Source organism: Streptomyces sp. NPDC093071 (genome assembly GCF_044754545.1).
GTDB lineage: Bacteria > Actinomycetota > Actinomycetes > Streptomycetales > Streptomycetaceae > Streptomyces.
This window is the reverse complement of record NZ_JBIVPH010000002.1, coordinates 726,381-747,901: the sequence shown is the minus strand read 5'-3', so window position 1 is coordinate 747,901 and position 21,521 is coordinate 726,381. Positions and strand designations below refer to the sequence as shown.

9 protein-coding genes and 1 pseudogene are annotated in these 21,521 nt (G+C 72.1%); 6 read left to right on the top strand and 4 right to left on the bottom strand.

The genetic code is table 11. The features are described from left to right. Nucleotides 1–51: 51 nt before the first annotated feature. The 3 genes and pseudogenes from ACIQD7_RS09080 to ACIQD7_RS09070 form a co-directional block, all read right to left on the bottom strand. Nucleotides 52–5,737, bottom strand: a pseudogene (locus tag ACIQD7_RS09080) (RHS repeat-associated core domain-containing protein). Nucleotides 5,738–6,661: 924 nt separating this feature from the next. Further along, complete coding sequence (locus tag ACIQD7_RS09075; protein WP_402441384.1) at nucleotides 6,662–7,126, bottom strand: hypothetical protein; 465 nt, start codon at nucleotides 7,124–7,126, stop codon at nucleotides 6,662–6,664. 116 nt (nucleotides 7,127–7,242) lie between these two features. Further along, nucleotides 7,243–11,475: a molybdopterin-dependent oxidoreductase gene (locus ACIQD7_RS09070; RefSeq protein WP_402440876.1), complete on the bottom strand. Its 4,233-nt coding sequence runs from the start codon at nucleotides 11,473–11,475 to the stop codon at nucleotides 7,243–7,245. 231 nt (nucleotides 11,476–11,706) lie between these two features. Between ACIQD7_RS09070 and ACIQD7_RS09065 the strand changes: the two genes are divergently transcribed. Further along, nucleotides 11,707–12,105 (top strand): molybdopterin-binding protein, encoded by a 399-nt coding sequence (locus ACIQD7_RS09065; RefSeq protein WP_402440874.1) that lies wholly within the window; start codon nucleotides 11,707–11,709, stop codon nucleotides 12,103–12,105. A gap of 55 nt (nucleotides 12,106–12,160) precedes the next feature. Here the strand turns inward: ACIQD7_RS09065 and ACIQD7_RS09060 are convergent, their stop codons facing one another. Then, the gene (locus ACIQD7_RS09060) at nucleotides 12,161–13,690 is read right to left on the bottom strand and encodes a PucR family transcriptional regulator (RefSeq protein WP_402440872.1); all 1,530 of its coding nucleotides are present in this window, start codon (nucleotides 13,688–13,690) and stop codon (nucleotides 12,161–12,163) included. Nucleotides 13,691–13,951: 261 nt separating this feature from the next. Between ACIQD7_RS09060 and ACIQD7_RS09055 the strand changes: the two genes are divergently transcribed. The 5 genes from ACIQD7_RS09055 (at nucleotide 13,952) to ACIQD7_RS09035 (ending at nucleotide 21,520) form a co-directional block, all read left to right on the top strand. After that, entirely contained in the window at nucleotides 13,952–14,788 is an 837-nt protein-coding gene (locus ACIQD7_RS09055; protein ID WP_402440870.1) for an FAD binding domain-containing protein, read from the top strand. Continuing rightward, nucleotides 14,785–17,598, top strand: coding sequence for a molybdopterin-dependent oxidoreductase (locus tag ACIQD7_RS09050; protein ID WP_402440868.1), 2,814 nt, complete (start codon nucleotides 14,785–14,787; stop codon nucleotides 17,596–17,598). The genes ACIQD7_RS09055 and ACIQD7_RS09050 overlap by 4 nt, the downstream gene beginning before the upstream one ends. A gap of 117 nt (nucleotides 17,599–17,715) precedes the next feature. Further along, nucleotides 17,716–18,246: a molybdopterin-dependent oxidoreductase gene (locus ACIQD7_RS09045; RefSeq protein ID WP_402440866.1), complete on the top strand. Its 531-nt coding sequence runs from the start codon at nucleotides 17,716–17,718 to the stop codon at nucleotides 18,244–18,246. A gap of 389 nt (nucleotides 18,247–18,635) precedes the next feature. Then, complete coding sequence (modA, locus tag ACIQD7_RS09040) at nucleotides 18,636–19,451, top strand: molybdate ABC transporter substrate-binding protein (protein ID WP_402440864.1); 816 nt, start codon at nucleotides 18,636–18,638, stop codon at nucleotides 19,449–19,451. Nucleotides 19,452–19,543: 92 nt separating this feature from the next. Further along, nucleotides 19,544–21,520, top strand: a complete 1,977-nt coding sequence (locus ACIQD7_RS09035) for an ABC transporter permease (RefSeq protein WP_402440862.1) — start codon at nucleotides 19,544–19,546, stop codon at nucleotides 21,518–21,520. The last annotated feature ends 1 nt before the right edge of the window (nucleotide 21,521 follow it).

Below are 21,521 nucleotides of genomic sequence, written 5' to 3'. Positions count from 1 at the left end.
GGAGACACTGAAGGGGGGCCGGTGAAGGCCACCCCTTCAGCGCCTGGTCGGCTACTTCCTACAGCGTCCGTTCTTCTTGCTTACGTTTCCGGGTCTCGCCCATGTACCGCCAAGACCTGCGGAGATCGTGCCACCCATCTCCCAGGTCAGGCATCCCCCCCTTGCGTTGGCTGCATTGAGGTGATGGACCGTCCACCATGTGTAGGCCCACGCGTATGCGACGCACGCCCCGACCGCGAGCGGGAATATGAGCCTGCTGCACAGGTACACCTCGGCCAGGGAGACTGCGGCGCCGCCCATGGTGCCGACGTCTTCCTTGAGCATCCTGGTGTGGAATCTGGTGACGTAGAACTTGCACCAGAAGGTGTATCCGTACCACTTCCATTTGGTCCCGCATACTCGCACGTACGCCATTCGACCGGACAGGTCGAGCTGGTTGCCCGGGTCCTGATTTGCATAGTCGTAGGCTGTTGCCGAGCCGCCGTATACCGGGTCGGTGGTGAGGAAACGTCCCGTAGCAGGGTTGTACATGCGCACACCCATGAGCAGGGAACCCGAGACGGTCTCAGAGGAACGCTGGTGCCCGCCGAGCCATCCGTAACGCGCTGACTGCTGCCCGCTACGAGGGTTGCCGTACTCGTCGGCGTCCAGGGCCGTAGGGGCCTTCGCGGAGTCGAGCGGGAGCATGAGCGCGACGTCGCCATGGACGTTGGTGAGCTGAAGGACCGTATCGCCGGTCTTGCCGGTGGTAGCCGTCAGCTGTCCTGCCGTGGAGACGACGTAGCGGGTTATGGCCCCGGTGGCCGTGTCCTCGGTGATCCACCGCGGGCTGTCGCTGTCGCTGCTGTAGTGGTTGACCTTGGAACCGGTCTGGGTCCAGCTGGATCCGCCACCGGTCTCGGTCTTCCAGGAGCGATAACGCAGGGCGGAGTCCAGTTGCCAGGTCTGGCGGAGGGCGCCGGCCGTCTGCTGGTAGGCGAGGTCGTTGACGTAGTAGCTGGTGGTGTTGCCAGGAGCGGCGGTGGTGCGACCCAGGTTGTCGTACGTGTAGCCGGCGTCGGTGATTCGGTCCGCGCTGTCGTACGTCGACGCGGAGGCCGTACCTCCGGAGGACGTGCAGTCGGTTCCGGGCGTGGCGACTGCGCGAGTGACCGATGTGCGGTTGCTGCGGCTGTCGAAGGAGTACGTCCTGCGGGTACAGACGGTGTCAGCGGTGTCGTCCACCGTCTTCAGACGTCCGGCGGCATCGTAGCCGTAGGTCTGATCCGACCAGCCGGAGTGGGCGGCGACCTGTCCGTGGGCCGTCTGCGTCACGGTATCGGTGTAGACGGTCGTTCCGTCGCTGTCCCTGGTGTAGGCGCGGGCGGTCGTGGCGCCCGTGGAGTCGGTGGTCACGCCGAGGGTGTAGCCCCCCGGCAGCTTCTCGCTCCTGGTGAGACCGTCGGCGTCGTAGGTCACCTGGAAGGAGCCGGCGACGGAGTCGGTGACAGCGGTGGCCATGCCTCGCGGCTCGGCAACGTGGTCGTAGGCGAGAGTGGTGGTCGAGGGCGAGTTGTCGGTGATCTTGACGGGGCGGCCGAGAAGGTCGTACTCCGTTGTGGTGATGCCACCGTCGGCGTCGCCGTACGAGATCAGGCGCCCCAGCTTGTCGTACGTTCGTGTCAGAGTTCCACCGGTGGTGGAAGTGGTTCTCACCGGGCGCCCGGTGGTCGCGTTGTATTCCGTCGTCGCTTCCGGGACCGCTTGGCCGATGCCTGCGGTGATCGTCACCTTGGTCGGACGGCCGGCGGCGTCGTAGCTGTTGGTCGTCGTACGTGTGGTGCCGTTGGCGGTCTGAGTGGTGGTGGCCGGGCTTCCCCACCAGTTGTACGTGGTCGTAGTGGTGGGCAGTTGCGCCGGGTTGGATCCGCCGCCCGTGATGGCACCGCCGGGGCCGGTGGAGCAGACGAGGTCGGCCCACTCGGGACGGCCCTGGCATGCCCCGGTGCCGGTGGCGGACCAGTACGTGGTGACACGAGTCGCCGCATCCGTACCCGTGGAACCGGGCAGGAGTTGCTTCGTGACGCGGCCCTGGGCGTCGTATTCCGTCTTCTCTGTGACAGCCAGGCCCGCAGGGTCCTTGATCTTCTGCGTCGCCAGCCCCTTGACCCAGTCGAAGACCGTCTGCGTCGTACGGGTTTCGCCCTGAACGGTGGGGTGCTCACGCACCTGAGCGCCGATCGTGACCTTGGTGACCTGGTCCTTGACCTTCGCGGTGCCGTTCGTCGGACGTCCGGTGTCGTATTCGTTCACCGTCCAGGTGCGGGCGGTCACCGAGGTTCCCGCGGAGACCAGCACAGTGCTGCCGGCCTTCAGATCGGCGGCGAGGTCGACACGATGCAGGGGACCGAGCGTCTCCAGCATGCGGATGCCGCTGTTGTCGAACTCCGAGGTGGTGGAGAGCAATGCGGCCCGCTCCGCGGACGGCAACTGCGCGATGCCCAGATTCGCTTGCGCTGCCACATCCGATGCGGTCAGTCCCAGGGCAAGCGAACGATTGGCGGCGGTCAGCTCACGAACGGTGTTGCCGAACCGGTCGTATTCCCGAGTGGTGATGTGGCCGCCAGGAGCAGCCGTGTTCACTTCCTGGCCGGACGCCTCCAGGTACTGCACGCCGGCACGACGGTAATCCACCGGCGTCAGGGCATCGCCCGTGTGCGCCGGGGGGACACTGCCGGGAGGGAAGATCGCGGTGGCGTCCGTGGGCGCGTCGAGCTGGCCCCAGGCACGAACATCAGCCGGCCCCATCCGGTACGGCGCCTTGGTGCCCGTCAGGGGTACCTCGTAGACCACCGAGATGGCGGCGACGCCTTCCTCGGTGCTGGTCGTGCCCTGGGCGAGCCCGGAGCGGGACGCCTTGAGCAGCATTCCGTCAGAAGCGACGGCAGCGTTGCCCGCCTTGCCGTACGTGAACGTCCAGGGCAGTTCCCCGGCCGGGGTGAGACCGGTGACACGGCCTGCCGCGTCGTAGCTGTACTCGGTTTTGAGGGCCGGGGCGATCTGGGGGTTCCAGACCTGGCGCAGCCGGCCCGAGGCGTCGTAGGCGTAGTTCGCTACTGTCTTGGCGGTCGCTGTGGCGGCTCCCGGGTCGGTGGACCACAGGCGGATCTCCTTCACCTGGCCGGCGAAGTCACCGAAGACGGTGCCGGTGGCCGTGGTGGAGGACGCGTACACGTACTCCACGACCCGGCAGCCCTTGGTCGCCGGAGCCGACGTGCAGGTGCCCGCGCCGACGGCTGAGGTCGGTGCCACTACGCGCGTGGGGCGCGCGTACTTTTGGCCACCGACCACCACGGTCTCGGAGAGCATGGTCGTCGCGGAGTCGGCCAGGCCGTCCTGCACGATGCTGGAGACCTGCCAGGCAGGAACAGCGGGATCGGCCTTGGTGAAGGTCGTCACTGTGCCTTGGCTGCTCCTCAGGGTGAAGGAGGTGCTGACATCTCCCGTGAGGACGAGCTGCTCCGCCCCGGGCTCGGAGATCCACCCGTTCCTGGCGGCGTTCGCCGTGAAGTGGATCGATCCGCCGTCGCTCAACACGACGTCCACAGCGGTGTCGGAGATGCGACGAACGTAGGAGTAGTCGGACTCGGCTGTCTCGGCTGTGACACCGGACACCCATTCCTTGCCGAAGATGGCGGCCTGGCCGTCCTGCCGGGTACCCGCGTCAGGTGTGCGTGAGGACGCGGTGCGGGAGACCGACAGACCAAGAGCGGCGACATCGCTGCCGGTGAGGCTGAAGTCGCCTGTCAGCAGGTTGAGTGTGCCGGGGCCGGCCTCATCGGAGGCAGCTCCCTCAGCGTTGCCGTCGATCACCGCGGTAAGCGGCTGGGTACTTCCTGAGGCGTTGTTCGGACCCGTGAAGTCGGCCTTGATCTCTACGGTGCCGCCGGGGTCGACGGTGTCGGTCGCGTTCCACACCAGTGGGGCGTTCGTCCCGGCCGTCAGCGGAACGGGCCAGGTGGACAGCGGGGTGCCGTTGGAGGTCACGTGACCGGCCGGAATGGTGGACCACGCGTCTGCTTCGGAACGACGCCAGGAGAAGGACGCTTTGTCGTACTTCGTGGCGTCAGCCTCGGCAATGAGCGGAAGCCGACGGGCCGAGAGCTCTCCCTCGGCGGGTTCGACGAATCCACCAGGACCTGCATGGAACGTGTATTCCACGGGCTCGGACTTGTCGTCGGCCTTGTCCACGGCGCGGACCTGCAGCGTATGCGTGCCGTTCCTCGGCGGGACGACGGATATCGCCTTCGCCGCCGCGACGCCGCCGGTGGCGACCTTGGTCCAAGTCGTCCCGTTCAGCGACCACTCCAACCAGTTGTGGTCGCCTCCAGGCGGAGTGACGGTGAAGGAGCCGGCCTGTCCCGCCCCCTTGACCCAGGCGTCGGACGGGTAGTCCGTTGACCTCCTGCACCATCGTCGTGACGTTGGCGTTGATCCAGCCGTCCGGCTGCGCGGTGCACGAGGCGTTGCCTCGCGTCTCGGAGGAGGTCGCCTTCTCCGCGGTCCACGCCGGCTGTGCCGTCCATCGCGACGACGTCGTCGCCGCACCGGCGGACCACACCTCCCACGGCTGAGTGGGGCACGCTGATCCCGTGTAGTTGCCCGAGTGGAAATTCCACAAGGAGAGCTTCGCGTCCGTCACCAGTGCGTCGGCGATCGGAGCGGTGTTCCACGAGATGAACGAACGGGCGGTCCGGAACGTCCCGTCAGGGTTCTTCGTACCGGGGTTGCCCAGGTCCAGTTCCACATCTGAGGACCAGTCGACCGTCTCGCCCTGCTGGACGTAGGTGTCGAAGACGTTCGACAGCGCCGAGGTAGAGGGATCGACAGTGACCGGGTAGCGCGTGGCCGGGTCGGCGAGGAAGCCCGCGTCCGGAGTGACGACCAGGTCCACCCCACCCTTGGACTTGACCACCTTCATCGCGACGGCGATGCGCCGAGTGTGCTCACCGGAGACCGGATCGACTGTGGAGTCTCACATCACCGGGGCGGGCATGACCGCAGTCTTCCGGGACTTCCGGTCGGTGAAGACCACGCTCCCGTCGGTCTGCTGCTCGACCTTCAGGCCCTTGGCCCGGAGCGGAAGAGTGTAGGAGAATCCGTCGGCCGTGGGCCTCTGCTTGATCTCGGCGAACTGTTCGAAACCGGTGCGGGTGGCTTCCACCACGACATCGGCTCCGGGCACCGCGTCGGCGTAGGTCGCACGGGTGCCATCCAGACGCGGCGTGGGCAGTCCGCCGCGCCACTGCAGTGTGATCTGCTCGTCGCCCTGGCCCAGGGTGACGAGGTCAGTGGCAGCGGCCGTCTGGGATGCGCGCAGAGATCGTGCGGGTACCCCGGTTTTCCCTGAGAGGGTCAGGCCCTCCGGGTGTGCCTTGGCGGCCACGGAACCGTTCGCCTGCGCAGCCAGTTCAACATCGACGTCACGCCAGGAGCCTGTGGCGGAGTCCTGGAAGCGTATGGGGCCCGCGCTCAGTTCAGTGGTCAGCGACCCGTCTTTGTTGACCCAGGTGGTCGAAGTCTCGGTCCGCTCCGAGAGAGCCTCGACGCTCCTGCCGGAAAGCTTTGCGGCCACCCGGGCCGAAGCGATATCAGGCGCCTGCGTCGCCGCCGGCTGGTTCTGCCCTGTTGTGGCTTCCGGCTGCGGCTGCGGCTCAGCCTTCGCGGAGCCGACGCCGTCAAGCAGGATCATGGTCATGGCCAGGGCGAGGCTGCTCGCTATGAAGCGAACTCTCCCCCGGACCGTGGTCGTCCACGTCCAGCGAACGTGGATGTCCGAATCGTCATCGTGCCTCGGTCCCTTGTGTTCTGACGCACCGTCTTGCGGTGCAGCCGTGAACGTAGCGCACAAAGAATGAACCAAGACATCGCAATAGGTTCACAAAGGGTCGGACGGGTTCCACATCGGGAATGTGATCTACGGCACTTCTCCGAACGGGTTGGCCTGACTCGACCGGGAGCTCGCGACCATGCGAAGTTCGGGTTCTTCGGTGGTCCACCAACTGCGCACCGGCGAGGGTGACCCTGATCGGTCCGTGCCCGCGTCCGGTTCGGCTGCCCGAGCGCCCTGAACTGGGACAATGTCCGCCTGTGCAGCTGTCCTGAACCCGCGAGAAGGCAGCCGGTCGCTCGGTTCGGCCGTGCCGTGAAGGGCGAGTTCAAGATGCCGCATCACCGGCCGGAGGTCATCAACGGCTGCCTCGCCGGCATCGGCCTCGTACCGGAAGCGTGAACGCGTGGCCGGCCGACCGGCAAGGGGGCCTGCACGGCCGGAGTCCGAAGTCGCTGGTCGGATACGGCGACGGGATGAACGAGAGTCTGCCTGCCGACGTAGCCGACGTGCTCGCGGCAGTACTGGGCGGGGACACCTCAGTTCTTCAACGAAGTCGGCGAGTGTCCCGGCGAGGTCCCGGTCTTCGCCCAAGGCGGCTGCCTGACGGTCTCGGCGGCAGCGGATCGACGGCATACGGCTCCGGGGCCCGTACCGGGACAGGGCGGACGCTCTGTGCAGTTCGGCCCGTGCCGGCAAAGGCCCGCGCGTCCCGCACCATGCCGTCGCCGCGAGCCACGACGAGCTTGCCGACCGCCAGGAAGTGCCCGACTTCGGTGCGGTTCTCGGCCGTTACGCGCCGGGATCCACGTTCCACGCCGTGGGCAGGTCGCCGCCGCAGAAGACGCAGACGAAGTCGCCCTCGCGCACGATGTTGTGCTCCTGGCAGTCGGGGCACCGCCGGAACACCACCTCGTGGGTGAAGCGGGAAGGCCGACCGAGTCCTACGGCGTCCAAAGCGCGGGCGACCTCCGCCCAGGAGCTGACGTCCGGGCAGTACCCGGTGGACTGGTTGCTGACCTCGCGCACGATCCACCGGCCCGCCTCGCGCGTGAAGCCGATCTCGCCGGCACCCAGAACCATGTCTCCGCCGGCACAGGCCACGTGCTCGCTTCGCCGGGGCGCAAGCCGCAGCACACCGTCCATACCGACCACGAAGGTGAACGGTTCGGTCAGCTCCGCCGCCGATCGCTCCACGATCCAACCGTCGACATCGCCTGCCGAGCCCATGCGGCGCCCGCCGTCACCAGGGCGCACCGCAGCCTTCAGCTCGGCCGGCCCGACATATCGATAACCCCGCCCCCGCGCACTCACATCGGCCAACCTAGAGCACTTCCGGCACCCGGCCCGGAGGCCGCCCCCGCCGGCCGCCGTCAGTACACGTCCCGGACGTACCGCCGGTCCGCCGCCATCCGCTCCACGTAGGCCGCCGCCTCCTCGTCGCCCATCCCGCCGTGGCGGGCGACGAGTTCGCGCAGGGTGCGGTCGACGTCCTTGGCCATGCGGGCGGCGTCGCCGCAGACGTGGAAGTGGGCGCCGTCCCGCAGCCAGGACCAGAGGACGGAGCCGTGTTCGCGCATCCGGTCCTGGACGTAGACCTTGTTGCGCCGGTCGCGGGAGAAGGCGGTGTCGAGCCGGTGGAGGTGGCCGGAGGCGAGATGGGCCTCCAGTTCCTCGCGGTGGTAGAAGTCGGTGGCCTCGCGCTGCTCGCCGAAGAACAGCCAGTTGCGGCCGGTGTGGCCCCGGGCCAGGCGGTCCTCCAGGAAGCCGACGAAGGGGGCCACGCCCGTCCCGGGACCGACCATGATCAGGGGGGCGGCCGGGTCGGCCGGCGGCCGGAAGTGCGGGGAGCGCTGTACGAAGACCTGGACGGGTCCGTCGTCGGCGTGGTCGGCGAGGTAGGCCGAGCACACCCCGGTGCGGTCCCGGCCCCGGTCGTTGGTGTAGCGCACCACGGAGACGGTGAGCCGGACCTCCCCCGGGTGGGCCAGCGGGCTGGAGGAGATCGAGTACAGGCGCGGCTGGAGGCGCTTCAGGACGCCGGTCCACTCGGCGGCGGAGGCGCGGACGGGGAAGCCGCCGATCACGTCGGCCAGTTGGAGCCCCCACCCCCACTTCGCCAGCTCGTCCTTGTTGCCGGGGCGCAGCAGCCGCTTGAGGTCGTGGCTCCCGGACCGCTCGGCCACGAACCTCAGCAGGTCCGGGGTGACGCGCGTGATGTCGAGCCGGGTCCGCAGCGCCTCGGCGAGGGGCAGGGGCCCGGCGTCGCCCGCGTCGACCGGCTCGTCGGGGTCGAGCCCCGTGAGCGCAAGCCACTCGGAGACCGGGCCGCCGCCGTTCACCGGCCACACCCCCAGCGCGTCGCCCGCCTCGTACGCGAGCTCGCCGTCGCGCGTGTCGAAGGCGAACTGCCGCACCTCCTTCTGCGAACCGGGCAGGCTCAGGAGCCGGTTGCCGACGAGGAGCGTGGGGAACGGCGAGGCCTTCGTGTACTCCCCGGACCGCGCCGCGCCGGAGGCGGCGACCCGCCCGGGGGAGGCCGGAGCCGGAGCCGGGGCGGCGGGAGCGGGCGCCGGAGCCGGAGCCGGGGCGGCGGGAGCGGGCGCCGGAGCCGGGGCCGCCAGCAGCGGCAGGAGCGCCGCCAGCCAGGCCGCCGAGCTCTCCTCGTGGTCGGGTTCGCAGTCGGTACGGGGGTGCAGGCGGGTGGCGCCGAGTTCCGCGAGGCGCTCGTCGACCCGCCGCCCGTGCCCGCAGAAGTCGGCGTACCCGGAGTCGCCGAAGGCCAGGACGGCGAAGCGGACCCCGTCGAGCCGGGGCGCCTCGGGGGAGGCCAGCGTCCGCCAGAAGGACGCCCCGTTGTCCGGGGCGTCACCGTCCCCGAACGTACTGGTCACCACCAGCAGGTCCGCGTCGGGACCGATCCCCCCGAGGTCGGCGCCCTCCATCGGCAGCAGGGCCGGGGCGTGCCCGGCCTCCGCCAGCAGCCCGGCGGCACCGGCGGCGAACCCCTCGGCCGTACCGGTCTGGGAGGCCCACAGGAGCAGCAGACGGCGCCCGGGGACGGCCCCCGCCCCGTCCCGCTCCGGCGCGCCGGGCGGGAGCGGCGCCGGTGCTCCGGCACGCGAGAACGTCCCGGCCAGGACCCCGTCGACCCAAAGGCCGCGCTCCGGCGCGAAGGGCGCGGACGCCGGGAGGGTCGGCACACGGCCGTCGGCGGGCGCTCCGGCGAGCCCGGAGAGGAAGCCCGCGAGGTAGCGGCGCTCCGGCTCGGTGAACAGGGGAGGGGTGAGGTCCCCGACGCCGAACAGGGCGGCGAGCGCGGACACGCTCCCTCCTGCCGGGGCCTGAACCGGATGCGGCCGCTGTCCCGGATTCGGCTCCCGCGCGGGCTTCGGTTCCTGTTCCGGGCGCGGGGCGGGCACGGGAGCGGTCGTCTTCGCGAGGGTCACCGCGCACACCTTGAACTCGGGCTGGAAGGAGATCGGATCGACGGCGTCGTTGGTGACGGCGTTGATGCCGAGGTACTCGCCGAACAGGTCGTTCCAGTGGAACGGGGCGAAGCAGTTCCCGGGCCGGACCCGGTCGGTGACCACGGCGGGCAGGACGGCCCGCCCGCGCCGCGAGGCGATCTCCACGCCGTCGCCCTCGGCGACGCCGAGCGCCGCCGCGTCCTCGGGGTGGACCTCGACGAACGGACCGGGGGTGAGCTTCCCCAGCTTGGCGACCTTCCCGGTCTTGGTCATCGTGTGCCACTGGTGCTGGAGCCGTCCGGTGTTGAGGACGAACGGATAGGCTTCGTCGGGCAGTTCGGCCGCCGGGAGGTGCGGGCGCGCGAAGAACCGGGCGCGTCCGCTCGCCGTCGGGAAGACCAGCCGGGGCCGGGTGCCGTCCTCGCGCTCCAGGAGCGTCTGGCTGACGCCGTCGTTCACGTAACGGACCGGATTGCGGTCCGGCCCGTCGGCGGTCGGGGCCGGCCACTGGACGGGGGCGGCGCGCAGCCTGTCGTACGTCACGCCGCGCAGGTCCCAGCCGGTCTGCGGGTTCCACGCCCGCTTCAGCTCCTCGAAGACCTCCTCCGCCGAGTCGTACGTGAAGCCGTCGGCGAAGCCCATCGCGCAGGCGACCCGGGCGATCAGCCGCCAGTCGGGCAGGGCCTGTCCGGGCGGGTCCACGACTCCCCGGACGAGGGTGAGGTTCCGCTCGGAGTTGACCATGACGCCGTCGGACTCCGCCCACAGCGTGGCGGGCAGCACCACGTCCGCGTACGCGTTGGTCTCGGTCTCGGCGAACACGTCCTGGGTGACGACCAGTTCGGCGGCCTCCAGGGCGTCGATGACGGTCCTGCGGTTGGCGACCGAGGCGACCGGGTTGGTGCAGATGATCCAGCAGGCCTTGATGTCCCCGGCCGCCATCCGCTCGAACATCTCCACCGTGCCGCGCCCCACCTCGGTCCGCAGCGTCCCCCCGGGGACGTTCCACAGCTCCTCGACGAAGGCCCGGTCGGCGTCCACGAGCACCGACCGCTGGCCGGGCAGCCCCGGCCCCATGTAGCCCATCTCCCGGCCGCCCATGGCGTTGGGCTGGCCCGTCAGGGAGAACGGACCGGCGCCCGGACGGCAGATCGCGCCGGTCGCGAGGTGCAGGTTGACGAGCGCGTTGGTGTTCCAGGTGCCGTGCGTCGACTGGTTGAGCCCCATCGTCCAGCAGCTCGTCCAGGCGCCGGCCTCGCCGATCCACCGCGCGGCCTCCCGGAGGTCGGCCTCGGGGACGCCGGTGATCCCGGCGACCTTCGCGGGCGGGTAGTCGGCGAGGAAGGCGGGCATGTCCTCCCAGCCCTCCGTGAACTCCGCGACGAACTCCTCGTCGACGTGCCCGTTCTCCACGAGCAGGTGCAGCAGCCCGTTGAGCAGGGCGAGGTCGGTGCCCGGCCTGACCGGCAGGAAGAGGTCCGCCTTGTCGGCGGTGGCGTTGCGCCGGGGGTCCACGACGATCAGCTTCGCCCCGGCCGACTTCACCCGGTCCATCATCCGCAGGAAGAGGATCGGATGGCAGTCCGCCATGTTGGAGCCGATCACGAGGAACACGTCCGCGTGGTCGAAGTCCCCGTACGAGCCGGGCGGCCCGTCCGCGCCGAGCGACAGCTTGTAGCCGGAACCGGCCGACGCCATGCACAGTCGCGAGTTCGACTCGATCTGGTTCGTGCGGACGAAGCCCTTGGCCAGTTTGTTCGCCAGGTACTGCGCCTCCAGGGACATCTGTCCGGAGACGTAGAAGGACAGCGCGTCGGGCCCGTGCTCGTCCAGGATCGCGCGCAGCCGCTCCGCGACCCCGGCGACGGCGGCGTCGACGTCCGTCTCGACCGGCTCGCCCCCGCGCTCCGCCCGTACCAGCGCCTTCCCGATCCGGCCCGGGGCCGCCATCATGTCGGCGCTCGTGGCGCCCTTCGTGCACAGCCGTCCGGAGTTGGCCGGGTGCGCCTTGTCGCCGGACGCCTTCACGATCCGCCGCAGCCCGGTCGCCGGGTCGCGGGCGACGTCGAGGACGATGCCGCAGCCGACCCCGCAGTACGAGCAGACCGTCCGCGAAGTCCCGCCCTCCGGCTCCATCGGCACCCCTCCTCATCGCCTCCCGGACGGGAGGTCTCCCACGGCCACGACCGTAGGAAGTCCCGGTTTCCGGACGATCACGCCCCTCGCGCACGGGGCGTTACACCGGACGCACCACGAGGGGCGGAGCGCCGTGAGCACCGCGCAGGTACGCCATTCTCCCCGGTCGCGGCGGATGCCCCGGCCGCGTCCGCCCGACCCGGTCGGCACGACACCCCCTAGAGTGCGGGGATGCCGTCGTACAGCATGGGGCAGGCCGCGCGGCTGCTCGGAGTGAGTTCGGAGACCGTTCGCCGGTGGGCGGACGGGGGCAAGCTGGCCGTGGAGCGCGACGGGGCCGGCCGGCGGGTGATCGGGGGCGTGGCCCTGGCCGCCTTCGCCCGGGAGCGGGGCGCCGGGCCGCACGCCGTCCCGGAGGACGAGGTGGCGACCTCCGTGCGGAACTCCTTCGTGGGCCTCGTGACCGGGGTGCGGGTCGACGACGTGGCCGCCCAGGTGGAGGTGCAGGCGGGACCGCACCGGCTGGTGTCCCTGGTGACCCGCGAGGCGGTCGAGGAGCTGGGGCTCGACGTCGGGACCACGGTCACCGCCCGGGTGAAGTCGACCAGCGTGCACATCGACCTGACCTGACCCCGTCCGACCCGTTCCGTTCCGATCCGTTCCGTGTCGATCCGTACGGACCGGGTCAGCGGCAGAGGAGGGCGGCGCGCAGGTCCACCCGGTCGTCGAGCCGGGACAGGTCCCGGCCGGTGAGGGTCTCGATGCGCTCGACGCGGTAGTGGACCGTGTTGACGTGGATGTGCAGCGCCTCGGCGGTCCTCGCCCAGGAGCAGTCGTGCGCCAGGAACACCTCCAGGGTCTCCAGGAGCATGGCGCCCGACCCCCGCCCGGCGCCCAGCAGGGGGCCGAGGACCGTCGCGCGGTAGACCTCTCGTACGCCGGAGGGGACACCGGCGAGGAGCAGGGCCAGCCCGCCGAGATCGCGGAGCCCGGCGACCCGGGGCGGCGCGGCGGGAGCCGCCGCGAGTGCGTAACGGGCCTGCGCCAGCGCGGTGTTCAGCGACGTGGGCTCGGTCACGGGCAGGCTCAGACCGACCCGCCAGGTGCTCTCCGGCCGGCAGTCCCGGACCAGCGGCCACGCCGCGCGCAGGCCCTCCTCCACCTCGTCCGCCGCGTCCCCCTCGTGGGCGAGGACGGCCACCGCCTCGCCGTCGGCGCCCCGGGCGACGGCGAACGCGGCGGACGGCAGGTGGCCGAGCGCCTCGGCGAGGGCGGCGACGCCGTCGGCACCGGCGTCCCCGTCCGGCTCCAGGGCCGCGGCGACCACCGTGTACGCGGCCCGGTCCGCCAGGCCGCAGGAGTCCAGCGCGCCCCGCAGCCGGTCGGTGTCGGCGCGCAGGGCGCCGACGGCCTCCACGAGCCGGGCGGAGGCGAGGTCGCGCGCCGCCCGGTGCCGGTCCCGGCCGCGCCGGTGCCGGCCGAGGAGCTCGGATATCTCCTGGAGGACCCTCGGGGGCACCCGTCCCTCCTCCGGCAGGTGCAGGTGCCAGGTGTCGAAGTCCGTGCCCTCGGCCTCGACGCGCAGCGTCGTCCCCCGTCCGTCGCGCAGCGCTTCCGCGGCCTCCGGGGCGGAGAGGACGGCGGCGTCGCCGGTGCGGGCGACGGTCCGGCCGGTGGCGGTGAGCAGGTGGCAGACGGGCGCGCCGAGGTGGGCGAAGGCCCGGCCGAGGAGTTCGCCGGTCGTCGCGCCGCTCTCCAGGGCGTGGTCGAGGTCCCGGCGGACGTTCTCCGGCAGGGCGTGGTGGCCGCCGGGGGCGCCGTGCCGGCCGAGCTCGCCCCACTGGCGCAGGTAGACGGCTTCGGTGACGGCCCGGAAGCTGGTGTGCGGGGGCACGGAGACGAGGGCGACGCGGTGCCTGCGGCACGCGTCGACCAGCTCGCGCGGCACGTGCCCGTGGGTCTCCTCACCGGCGAGCAGCGCCACCGCCCCCGCCCGGCGCAGGGCCGACACGAAGCGGTCGGTCTTGGCCGGTGCGTCGTCCCGGCTCCACCACACGAGCCCGCTGAGCACGACCTCGCCCGGCTGGAGGAAACGCGTCGGGTCCTCCAGATCGGTCGCGGTGACCCCGGCGATCTCCTGGCCGAGCAGCGTCTCGTCGCCCCAGACGAGGGAGAGGTCGAGACGGTCGAGTCGGAGGAGGTGGTCGACGTGCATACGAGGCTCCTTGCGCGGTCGCGGGACGGGCCCGCCCTCACATTCACGAGGCGAATGCGGGTCGCTGCATCGTAGATGCGCGGCTCCGGGCGGAGAACGCCTCCTGGTGGATCATCCAGCGCGGGGGTCCGGGAGCCGGACGATTTCCGGGTTCGCGTCCAGTCGTGCCGAGGGCCCCCGCCGGGCTTCACTGGCCTGAACGAACCGGTCGGAAGCCGGCGGTCGGAACGCGGAACCCGGCGGCCAGGAGGCAGGGGTGGGATGGATCTGAACACGATCACGGACGTGAGGGACGCGCGCCGCGCCGAGCCCTGGCGCCCCGGGGACGCGTGGCTGGGCGGCGGGACCTATCTGTTCTCCGAGCCCCAGCCCCACCTGCGCCGTCTCGTCGATCTGGGCCGGATGGGCTGGGAGCCGCTCACCCGCCACGCGGACGGCTCCCTGGAGATCGCCGCGACCTGCACGATCACCCAGCTGTCCCGCTTCGGGCGGCGCCTTCTCGACGCCCCCGCCGCCCCGCTCTTCGAGCAGTGCTGCCGGGCCTTCCTCGCCTCCTTCAAGATCTGGAACACGGCCACCGTCGGCGGGAACCTGTGCAACGCCCTCCCGGCCGGGCCGATGATCTCGCTCGCCGCCGCCCTCGACGGAAGTTGTCTCCTCCGGGCGCAGGACGGCTCCACGCGCGAGGTGAAGGTGGCCGGATTCATTCGGGGCGCGGGCCTTAAGGACCTCGCGGAGGGCGAACTCCTGCGCTCGGTGACGCTGCCCGGACGCGCACTGGAGTGCCGTACGGCCTTCCGGCAGGCCTCGCTGTACGGGCTCGGCCGGTCCGGGGCGCTGGTGATCGGCACGCTCGACCCGGTGGACGGCTCGCTGGCGGTCACGGTGACCGCCGCCACCACCCGTCCGTTCCGGTTCTGGTTCCCGCTCCCGCCCACGCGCGCGGGCCTCCGGTCCGCGATCGACGCCGCCGTACGGGACGAGGACTGGTTCGACGACATCCACGGACTGCCCGAGTGGCGCCGGCACATGGGCCTGCGCCTCGCCGAGGAGGTCCGCCGCGAGCTGACCCGGGACCGGGGGAAGGACGACCGATGAGCTTCGAGGTCCACGTCAACGGACGCCCGTCCGACATCGAGCCGCGCGCCGGCCAGTGCCTGCGCACCTATCTCCGCGAGCGCGGCTGGTTCGGCGTGAAGAAGGGGTGCGACGCGGGCGACTGCGGGGCCTGCACGGTCCACGTCGACGGCGAACCCGTGCACAGCTGCCTCTACCCCGCCGTGCGGGCGGAGGGCCGCTCCGTCACCACGGTCGAGGGGCTCGCCTCCCCGGACGGCGAACTCCACCCCGTACAGCGGAAGTTCCTCGACGCCCAGGGCTACCAGTGCGGCTTCTGCACCGCCGGGTTCCTCATGACGACCGCCGCCCTGGAGGCCGAGCGGGACACCCCGCACGACGACGGCAAGCTCGACGACCTGCCCCGCGCCTTCAAGGGCAACATCTGCCGCTGCACCGGCTACCGGGCGATCGAGGACGCCGTACGGGGCGTGAAGCACACCGAACGGCCCCGCGCGGGAAAGGCGGTGGGCCGCAACGTCCGCGCCCCCGCCGGCCCCGGGGTCGTCACCGGCACCGCCCGCTACACCTTCGACGTCGAGGTCCCCGGCCTGCTGCACATGAAGCTGCTGCGCTCCCCGCACCCGCACGCCCGGATCCTCGCGATCGACACCTCCGCCGCGCTCCGCGTCCCCGGCGTGCACGCCGTCCTCACCCACGAGGACGCCCCCGCCACCCTGTACTCCAGCGCCCGCCACGAACACCCCACCGAGGACCCCGACGACACCCGCGTCCTGGACGACGTCGTCCGGTACGTCGGCCAGCGGGTCGCCGCCGTCGTCGCCGACAGCGAGCGGGCCGCCGAGGAGGGCTGCCGCCGGATCGAGGTGACGTACGAGGAACTGCCGTACGTGATCGACCCGGAGGAGGCCATGCGCCCCGGCGCGCCCGTCGTCCACGCGGGCAAGGGGCCGGAGCAGCGCATCGCCCGGGTCGCGGACAACGTCGCGGGCGAGGTCCACGGCGAGATCGGCTCCGTCGAGGACGGCTTCGCCGAGGCGGACGTCGTGTACGAGGAGACCTTCCGGACCCAGCGGGTGCAGCACGCCAGTCTGGAGACGCACGGCTGCGTCGCCTTCTTCGAGCCGAAGGAGGACGGCACGGGCGAGCGGCTCACCGTCCGCTCCTCCACCCAGACCCCGTTCCTGACCCGGCGGGCCCTGTGCGCGCTGTACGGCCTGCCGGAGGACGGGGTGCGGGTGGTCGCGGGCCGGGTCGGCGGCGGCTTCGGCGGCAAGCAGGAGATGCTCACCGAGGACGTCGTCGTCCTCGCCGCCCTCAAGCTGCGGCGGCCGGTGAAGCTGGAGTACACCCGCGCCGAGCAGTTCCACGGCGCCACCACCCGCCACCCCTTCACCGTCCGGATCAAGGTCGGCGCGCGGAAGGACGGCACCCTCACCGCCGTACGGATGCGGGTGGTGTCCAACACCGGCGCGTACGGCAACCACGGCCCGGCGGTGATGTTCCACAGCGTCGGCGAGTCCTTCGCCGTCTACCGCGCCCCGCACAAGAAGGTCGACGCCTACTCCGTCTACACCAACGTCGTCCCGGCCGGAGCCTTCCGCGGCTACGGCCTCGGCCAGGTCACCTTCGCCGTCGAGTCGGTGATGGACGAACTGGCCCGTCGCCTCGGCATGGACCCGCTCGTCTTCCGGGAGAAGAACGTCATCGGCCCGGGGGAGGCCATGCACAGCCCGATCGGCGAGGAGGAGGACCTCCACATCGCCTCGTACGGACTCGACCAGTGCCTCTCCGTCGTGCGGAACGCCCTCGCCGGGGACCGCAGCGCCGAGGACGCCCCCGAGGGCTGGCTCGTCGGGCAGGGCACGGGCCTGGCGATGATCGCCACCGGACCGCCCGGCGGCCACTACGCCGACGCCCGCGTCTCCCTCCTGGAGGACGGCACGTACGACATCGCGGTCGGCACGGCCGAGTTCGGCAACGGCACCACCACCGTCCACCAGCAGATCACCGCCGGCGCCCTGAACACCACCGAGGACCGGACCGCCGTCCGCCAGTCCGACACCGACGTCGTGCGCCACGACACCGGCGCCTTCGGCTCCGCCGGCACCGTCGTCGCCGGCAAGGCCGTCCTGCTCGCCGCGACCTCGCTCGCCGAACGGCTGCGCACCCTCGCCGCCCGGCACACGGGCACGGCCCGGCACCTGTGCGTGCTCGGCGCCGAGTCCGTCGACTGCGCGGGCCGCACGGTGACCCTGAAGGAGCTGTACGGGGCGGGGCACGCGCTCGGCGCGGCGGAGGAGCTGGCGGCGGACGGGCACTGGGGCGGCTCGCCGCGCTCGGTCGCCTTCAACGCCCAGTGGTTCCGGATCGCCGTCGACCCCGGCTCCGGGGAGATCCGCGTCCTGCGCAGCGTCCACGCCGCCGACGCCGGCAAGGTCATGAACCCGATGCAGTGCCGGGGCCAGGTCGAGGGCGGGGTCGCCCAGGCCCTCGGCGCGACCCTCTTCGAGACCGTGCGCGTCGACGGGCGCGGCGAGGTCACCACGGCCGCGTTCCGCCGCTACCGCCTTCCCCAGTACGCCGACGTGCCCCGCACCGAGGTCCACTTCAGCGAGACGACCGACGCCATCGGCCCGCTCGGCGCCAAGTCGATGAGCGAGAGCCCCTTCAACCCGGTCGCCCCCGCCTTCGCCAACGCCCTGCGGGACGCCACGGGCATCCGCTTCACCGAACTGCCGCTGACCCGCGACCGCGTCTGGCTCGCCCTCGACCGCCGGGCGCGGGACGTCGGCGGGAAGGACGGGCACGTAGGAGGCGAAGCCTCGTAGGAAGCTCACAGATGCGGCGGTACGAGCGGGATTCGGGTGGCAATCACGGTTCCCCGCTCCGGCGGCCGGGTATCACTGCGCGCAGCCGCAGCACCGACCGCCGCGAGGGGACCGACGATGAGCCGACCGAACACCGCACCCCGACCGAACACCGCACCCCGACCGACGCCCGCCGCCCCGCCCGTACCCGCCGGATCCTTCGCCCTGTGGGGAGACGTGGCCCGCCCCGTCACGCTCGCCGTCGCCGACCTGCGCCGGGGAGGGGAACAGCACCGGGTCGAGGTCGTCTTCGACTGCGCCACCGACGGACCGCGGCGCCACACCTTCGCCGGACCCCTCCTCCGGGAGGTCGTCGCCGCGGCGTGCCCCCGCTTCGACCCCGCCCGCCGCAAGGAGCGCTCCCGCTTCCTGCTCGCCGTCAGCGGCGGCGACGGGCACCACGCGCTCCTGTCGTGGGCGGAGATCGACGCGGACTTCGGCGACGCCCCCGTCCTGCTCGCGACCCGGATGGACGACCGCGACCTCGACGGGGACGGCCCGCAGCTCGTCGTCCCGTCCGACCGCTGCGGAGCCCGCTACGTCAGCGCCGTCACCGGCATCTGGATCGGCTCCGCCCGGCTCGCCGGAGTCCTCCCGTCCGGGACGTGAGACGGGAGCGCCGCTCCTCGTGGATTCCTACGACCCTCCTCTCATCCGCGATGGAGAGTCCCACCAGTTTGTTGCAGATGAGAGGGATCGAGGCCTAACGTGTCGCACATGCAGCCCCGTACCACCGGGCGCGTCGCGCGGGAACGGGCACCGGAAACCGACACGCGGGCCACCGCCCGCGCACGGCCGGACGGCGTGCGCACCGACCGCACCTGACCGCCCCTCACACGGCTCCGGAACCACGCGACTCCGGACATCACGCGGTCCCGGAACCACGCGGTCCCGGAACCACGCGGTCCCGGAACCACGCAGTACCCGAACACCGCGGCCGTCGGCGCGGCCGGCCCGTCCACGCACCTTCCGTTCGTTCCCAAGGAGTCCAGATCCCCATGTCCCTCACCCCCGCCGGGCGCCGTACCGCCGCCGCCGTGCTCACCGCCGCCCTGCTCGTCCCGCTCGCCGCCTGTTCGAGCGACGGCGGCGAGAAGGACACCGGCGGCTCCACGGCCACCGCTTCCGGCTCCGCGAGCGGCGCCCCCGCGGCGAAGCTCACCGTGCTCGCCGCCGCCTCCCTCACCGACGTGTTCAAGACGGCCGGCGCCGCGTACGAGAAGTCCCACCCGGGCACGGAGCTGACCTTCTCGTTCGCCGGTTCGCAGGAGCTCGTCGCCCAGGTCTCCCAGGGCGCGCCCGCCGACGTCCTGGTGACCGCCGACACCAAGAGCATGGACAAGGTGAAGGCCGACACCGGCGCTCCGGCGGTCATCGCGAAGAACCGCCTCGTCATCGCCACCGGCGAGGGCAACCCGCACAAGGTCGACGACCTGAAGGACCTCGCCGACACCAAGCTGAAGGTCGTCCTCGCCGCCCCCGAGGTGCCCGCCGGCAAGTACAGCAAGCAGATCCTCGACAAGCAGAAGATCACGGTGAAGCCGGTCTCCCAGGAGCCCAACGTGCGCGCCGTGCTCAGCAAGGTCGAGCTGGGCGAGGCCGACGCCGGACTCGTCTACAAGACCGACGCCGAGAGCGCGAAGGACAAGGTCGACGCCGTCGAGATCCCCGACGACCAGAACGCCGTCGCCCAGTACCCCGCCGCCACGCTGAAGGACTCCGAGAACGCCGAGGCGGCCGCCGCGTTCGTCGCCTGGCTGTCCTCGCCCGAGGGGCAGAAGATCCTCCAGGACGCAGGCTTCCAGAAGCCGTAACGTACGGGATCGTCCACGATCGGGAGGGGCTGCCCGTACGGAAGAACGGGCAGCCCCTCCGCTCCACGCCTCCACCTCTCCGGGACCGAACGATGAAACGAGCAGGCACCCGCGTCTCAGGGAGGCGTCCCGGGACCTCCCGGCCGCCCCTCGCCCTCGCGCTGCCCGCGCTGGCGGCCGTGGCCTTCCTGGCGCTGCCCCTGGTCGGCATCCTCGTACGGACCGAATGGGGCGGGCTCGCCGGCCACCTGACGGCACCGGGGACCGTCGAGGCGCTGCGGCTGTCGCTCCTCGTCTCCTTCTGGGCGCTCGGCCTCTCGCTGCTCCTCGGCGTCCCCCTGGCGTGGCTCCTCGCGCGCGTCCCCTTCCCCGGCAAGGCGCTCGTCCGCTCGCTCGTCCTGCTGCCGATGGTCCTGCCGCCGACCGTCGGCGGCGTCGCGCTGCTCCTGGCCTTCGGCCGGCGCGGACTGCTCGGGCCGTGGCTGGAGGACACCTTCGGCCTCACCCTGCCGTTCCACACCTCCGGCGCGGTGGTCGCCGCCACCTTCGTCGCGATGCCCTTCCTGGTGATCAGCCTGGAGGGCGCCCTCGGCGGGCTCCGGCCCCGGTACGAGGAGACGGCGGCCTCCCTCGGGGCCTCGCCGGTCCGCGTCTTCTTCACCGTCACGCTCCCGATGGTGGCGCCCGGGATCCTCGCCGGCGCGGCCCTCACCTGGGCGCGGGCCCTCGGCGAGTTCGGCGCCACGATCACCTTCGCCGGGAACCTGCCCGGCACCACCCAGACCCTGCCGCTCCAGGTCTACCTCCTGCTCCAGGAGGAACCCGGCGCCGCCACCTCGGTCTCCCTCCTGCTCCTCGCCATCGCGATGGCGGTCCTCATCGCCCTGCGCGGCCGCTGGACCGGCACCCCGACGGACCGGAGGCGCCGGCCCGCCCCTGCGGAGGAGCCGGTCGCGACGGGACCGGCCGCGGCGGGATCCACCACGACGGGACCGGTCGCCCCGGGACCGCCGAACGGAGGCGCCCCCGGCGGCCGGTGGGCGCTGCACGCCGACGTCACCGGCTTCACCCGGCTCACCCTGGACGCCGGACCCGGCACCACCATCGCCGTCGTCGGCCCCAACGGCGCCGGCAAGACCACCCTGCTCCGCGCCCTGCTCGGCCTCACCCCCCGCGCCCACGCGGACCTCCGGCTCGGCGACGAGGACGTCACCGCCCTGCCCCCGCACCGCCGCCACGTCGCGTGGGTGCCGCAGGACGGCGCGCTCTTCCCGCACCTGTCGGCCCTCGCCAACACCGCCTACGGCCTGCGCGCCCAGGGCGTCGCCCGGGCCGGGGCCCGCCGCGAGGCACAGGCCTGGCTCGACCGGCTCGGCGTCGGCCACCTGGGGCACCGGAAGCCGGCCCAGCTCTCCGGCGGCCAGGCCCAGCGGGTCGCCCTCGCCCGGGCGCTCGCGGCCCGCCCCCGGCTGCTCGTCCTCGACGAACCCCTCGCCGCCCTCGACCAGACCACCCGGGCACACGTCCGGCACACCCTGCGCACCCACCTCGCCGGCTTCGGCGGCGTCTGCCTCATCGTCACCCACGACCCGGTCGAGGCCGTCTCCCTCGCCGACCGCGTCCTCGTCCTCCAGGACGGCCGCACCCTCCAGGACGACACCCCCGCCGAGGTCACCCGCCATCCCCGGTCCCCCTGGGTCGCCCGGATGCTCGGCCGCAACGCCTGGCCCGGCACGGCCACCCCGGACGGCCTCGCGCTCGACGGCGGCGGCACCCTGGTCGCCGCCGAACCCCCGCCGCCCGGCACCCCGGCGCTCGCGATCGTCGCGCCCGAGGCGGTGTCCCTGCACCGCGAGAGGCCCGCGGGCAGCCCCCGCAACGTCTGGCCCGGCACCGTACGCGAGATCACCGCCAGCGGCAGCCGGCTCCGGGTCCTGGTCACCTCGCCCGACGCCCCCGACCTCGTCGCCGAGATCACCCCGCAGGCCGCCGCCGAACTCGGCCTGGCGGACGGGGTGCCGGTCTGGACCGGCCTCAAGGCGACCGAGACGACGATCGTGGCCCTCTGAC

Excerpts from the sequence above, each read along its gene's own strand:
- ACIQD7_RS09045 (WP_402440866.1), top strand. The coding sequence starts at position 17,716 with ATGAGCCGACCGAACACCGCACCCCGACCGAACACCGCACCCCGACCG.
- ACIQD7_RS09055 (WP_402440870.1), top strand. The coding sequence starts at position 13,952 with ATGGATCTGAACACGATCACGGACGTGAGGGACGCGCGCCGCGCCGAG.
- ACIQD7_RS09065 (WP_402440874.1), top strand. The coding sequence starts at position 11,707 with ATGCCGTCGTACAGCATGGGGCAGGCCGCGCGGCTGCTCGGAGTGAGT.
- ACIQD7_RS09060 (WP_402440872.1), bottom strand. The coding sequence starts at position 13,690 with ATGCACGTCGACCACCTCCTCCGACTCGACCGTCTCGACCTCTCCCTC.
- ACIQD7_RS09070 (WP_402440876.1), bottom strand. The coding sequence starts at position 11,475 with ATGGAGCCGGAGGGCGGGACTTCGCGGACGGTCTGCTCGTACTGCGGG.
- ACIQD7_RS09050 (WP_402440868.1), top strand. The coding sequence starts at position 14,785 with ATGAGCTTCGAGGTCCACGTCAACGGACGCCCGTCCGACATCGAGCCG.
- ACIQD7_RS09035 (WP_402440862.1), top strand. The coding sequence starts at position 19,544 with ATGAAACGAGCAGGCACCCGCGTCTCAGGGAGGCGTCCCGGGACCTCC.
- modA (WP_402440864.1), top strand. The coding sequence starts at position 18,636 with ATGTCCCTCACCCCCGCCGGGCGCCGTACCGCCGCCGCCGTGCTCACC.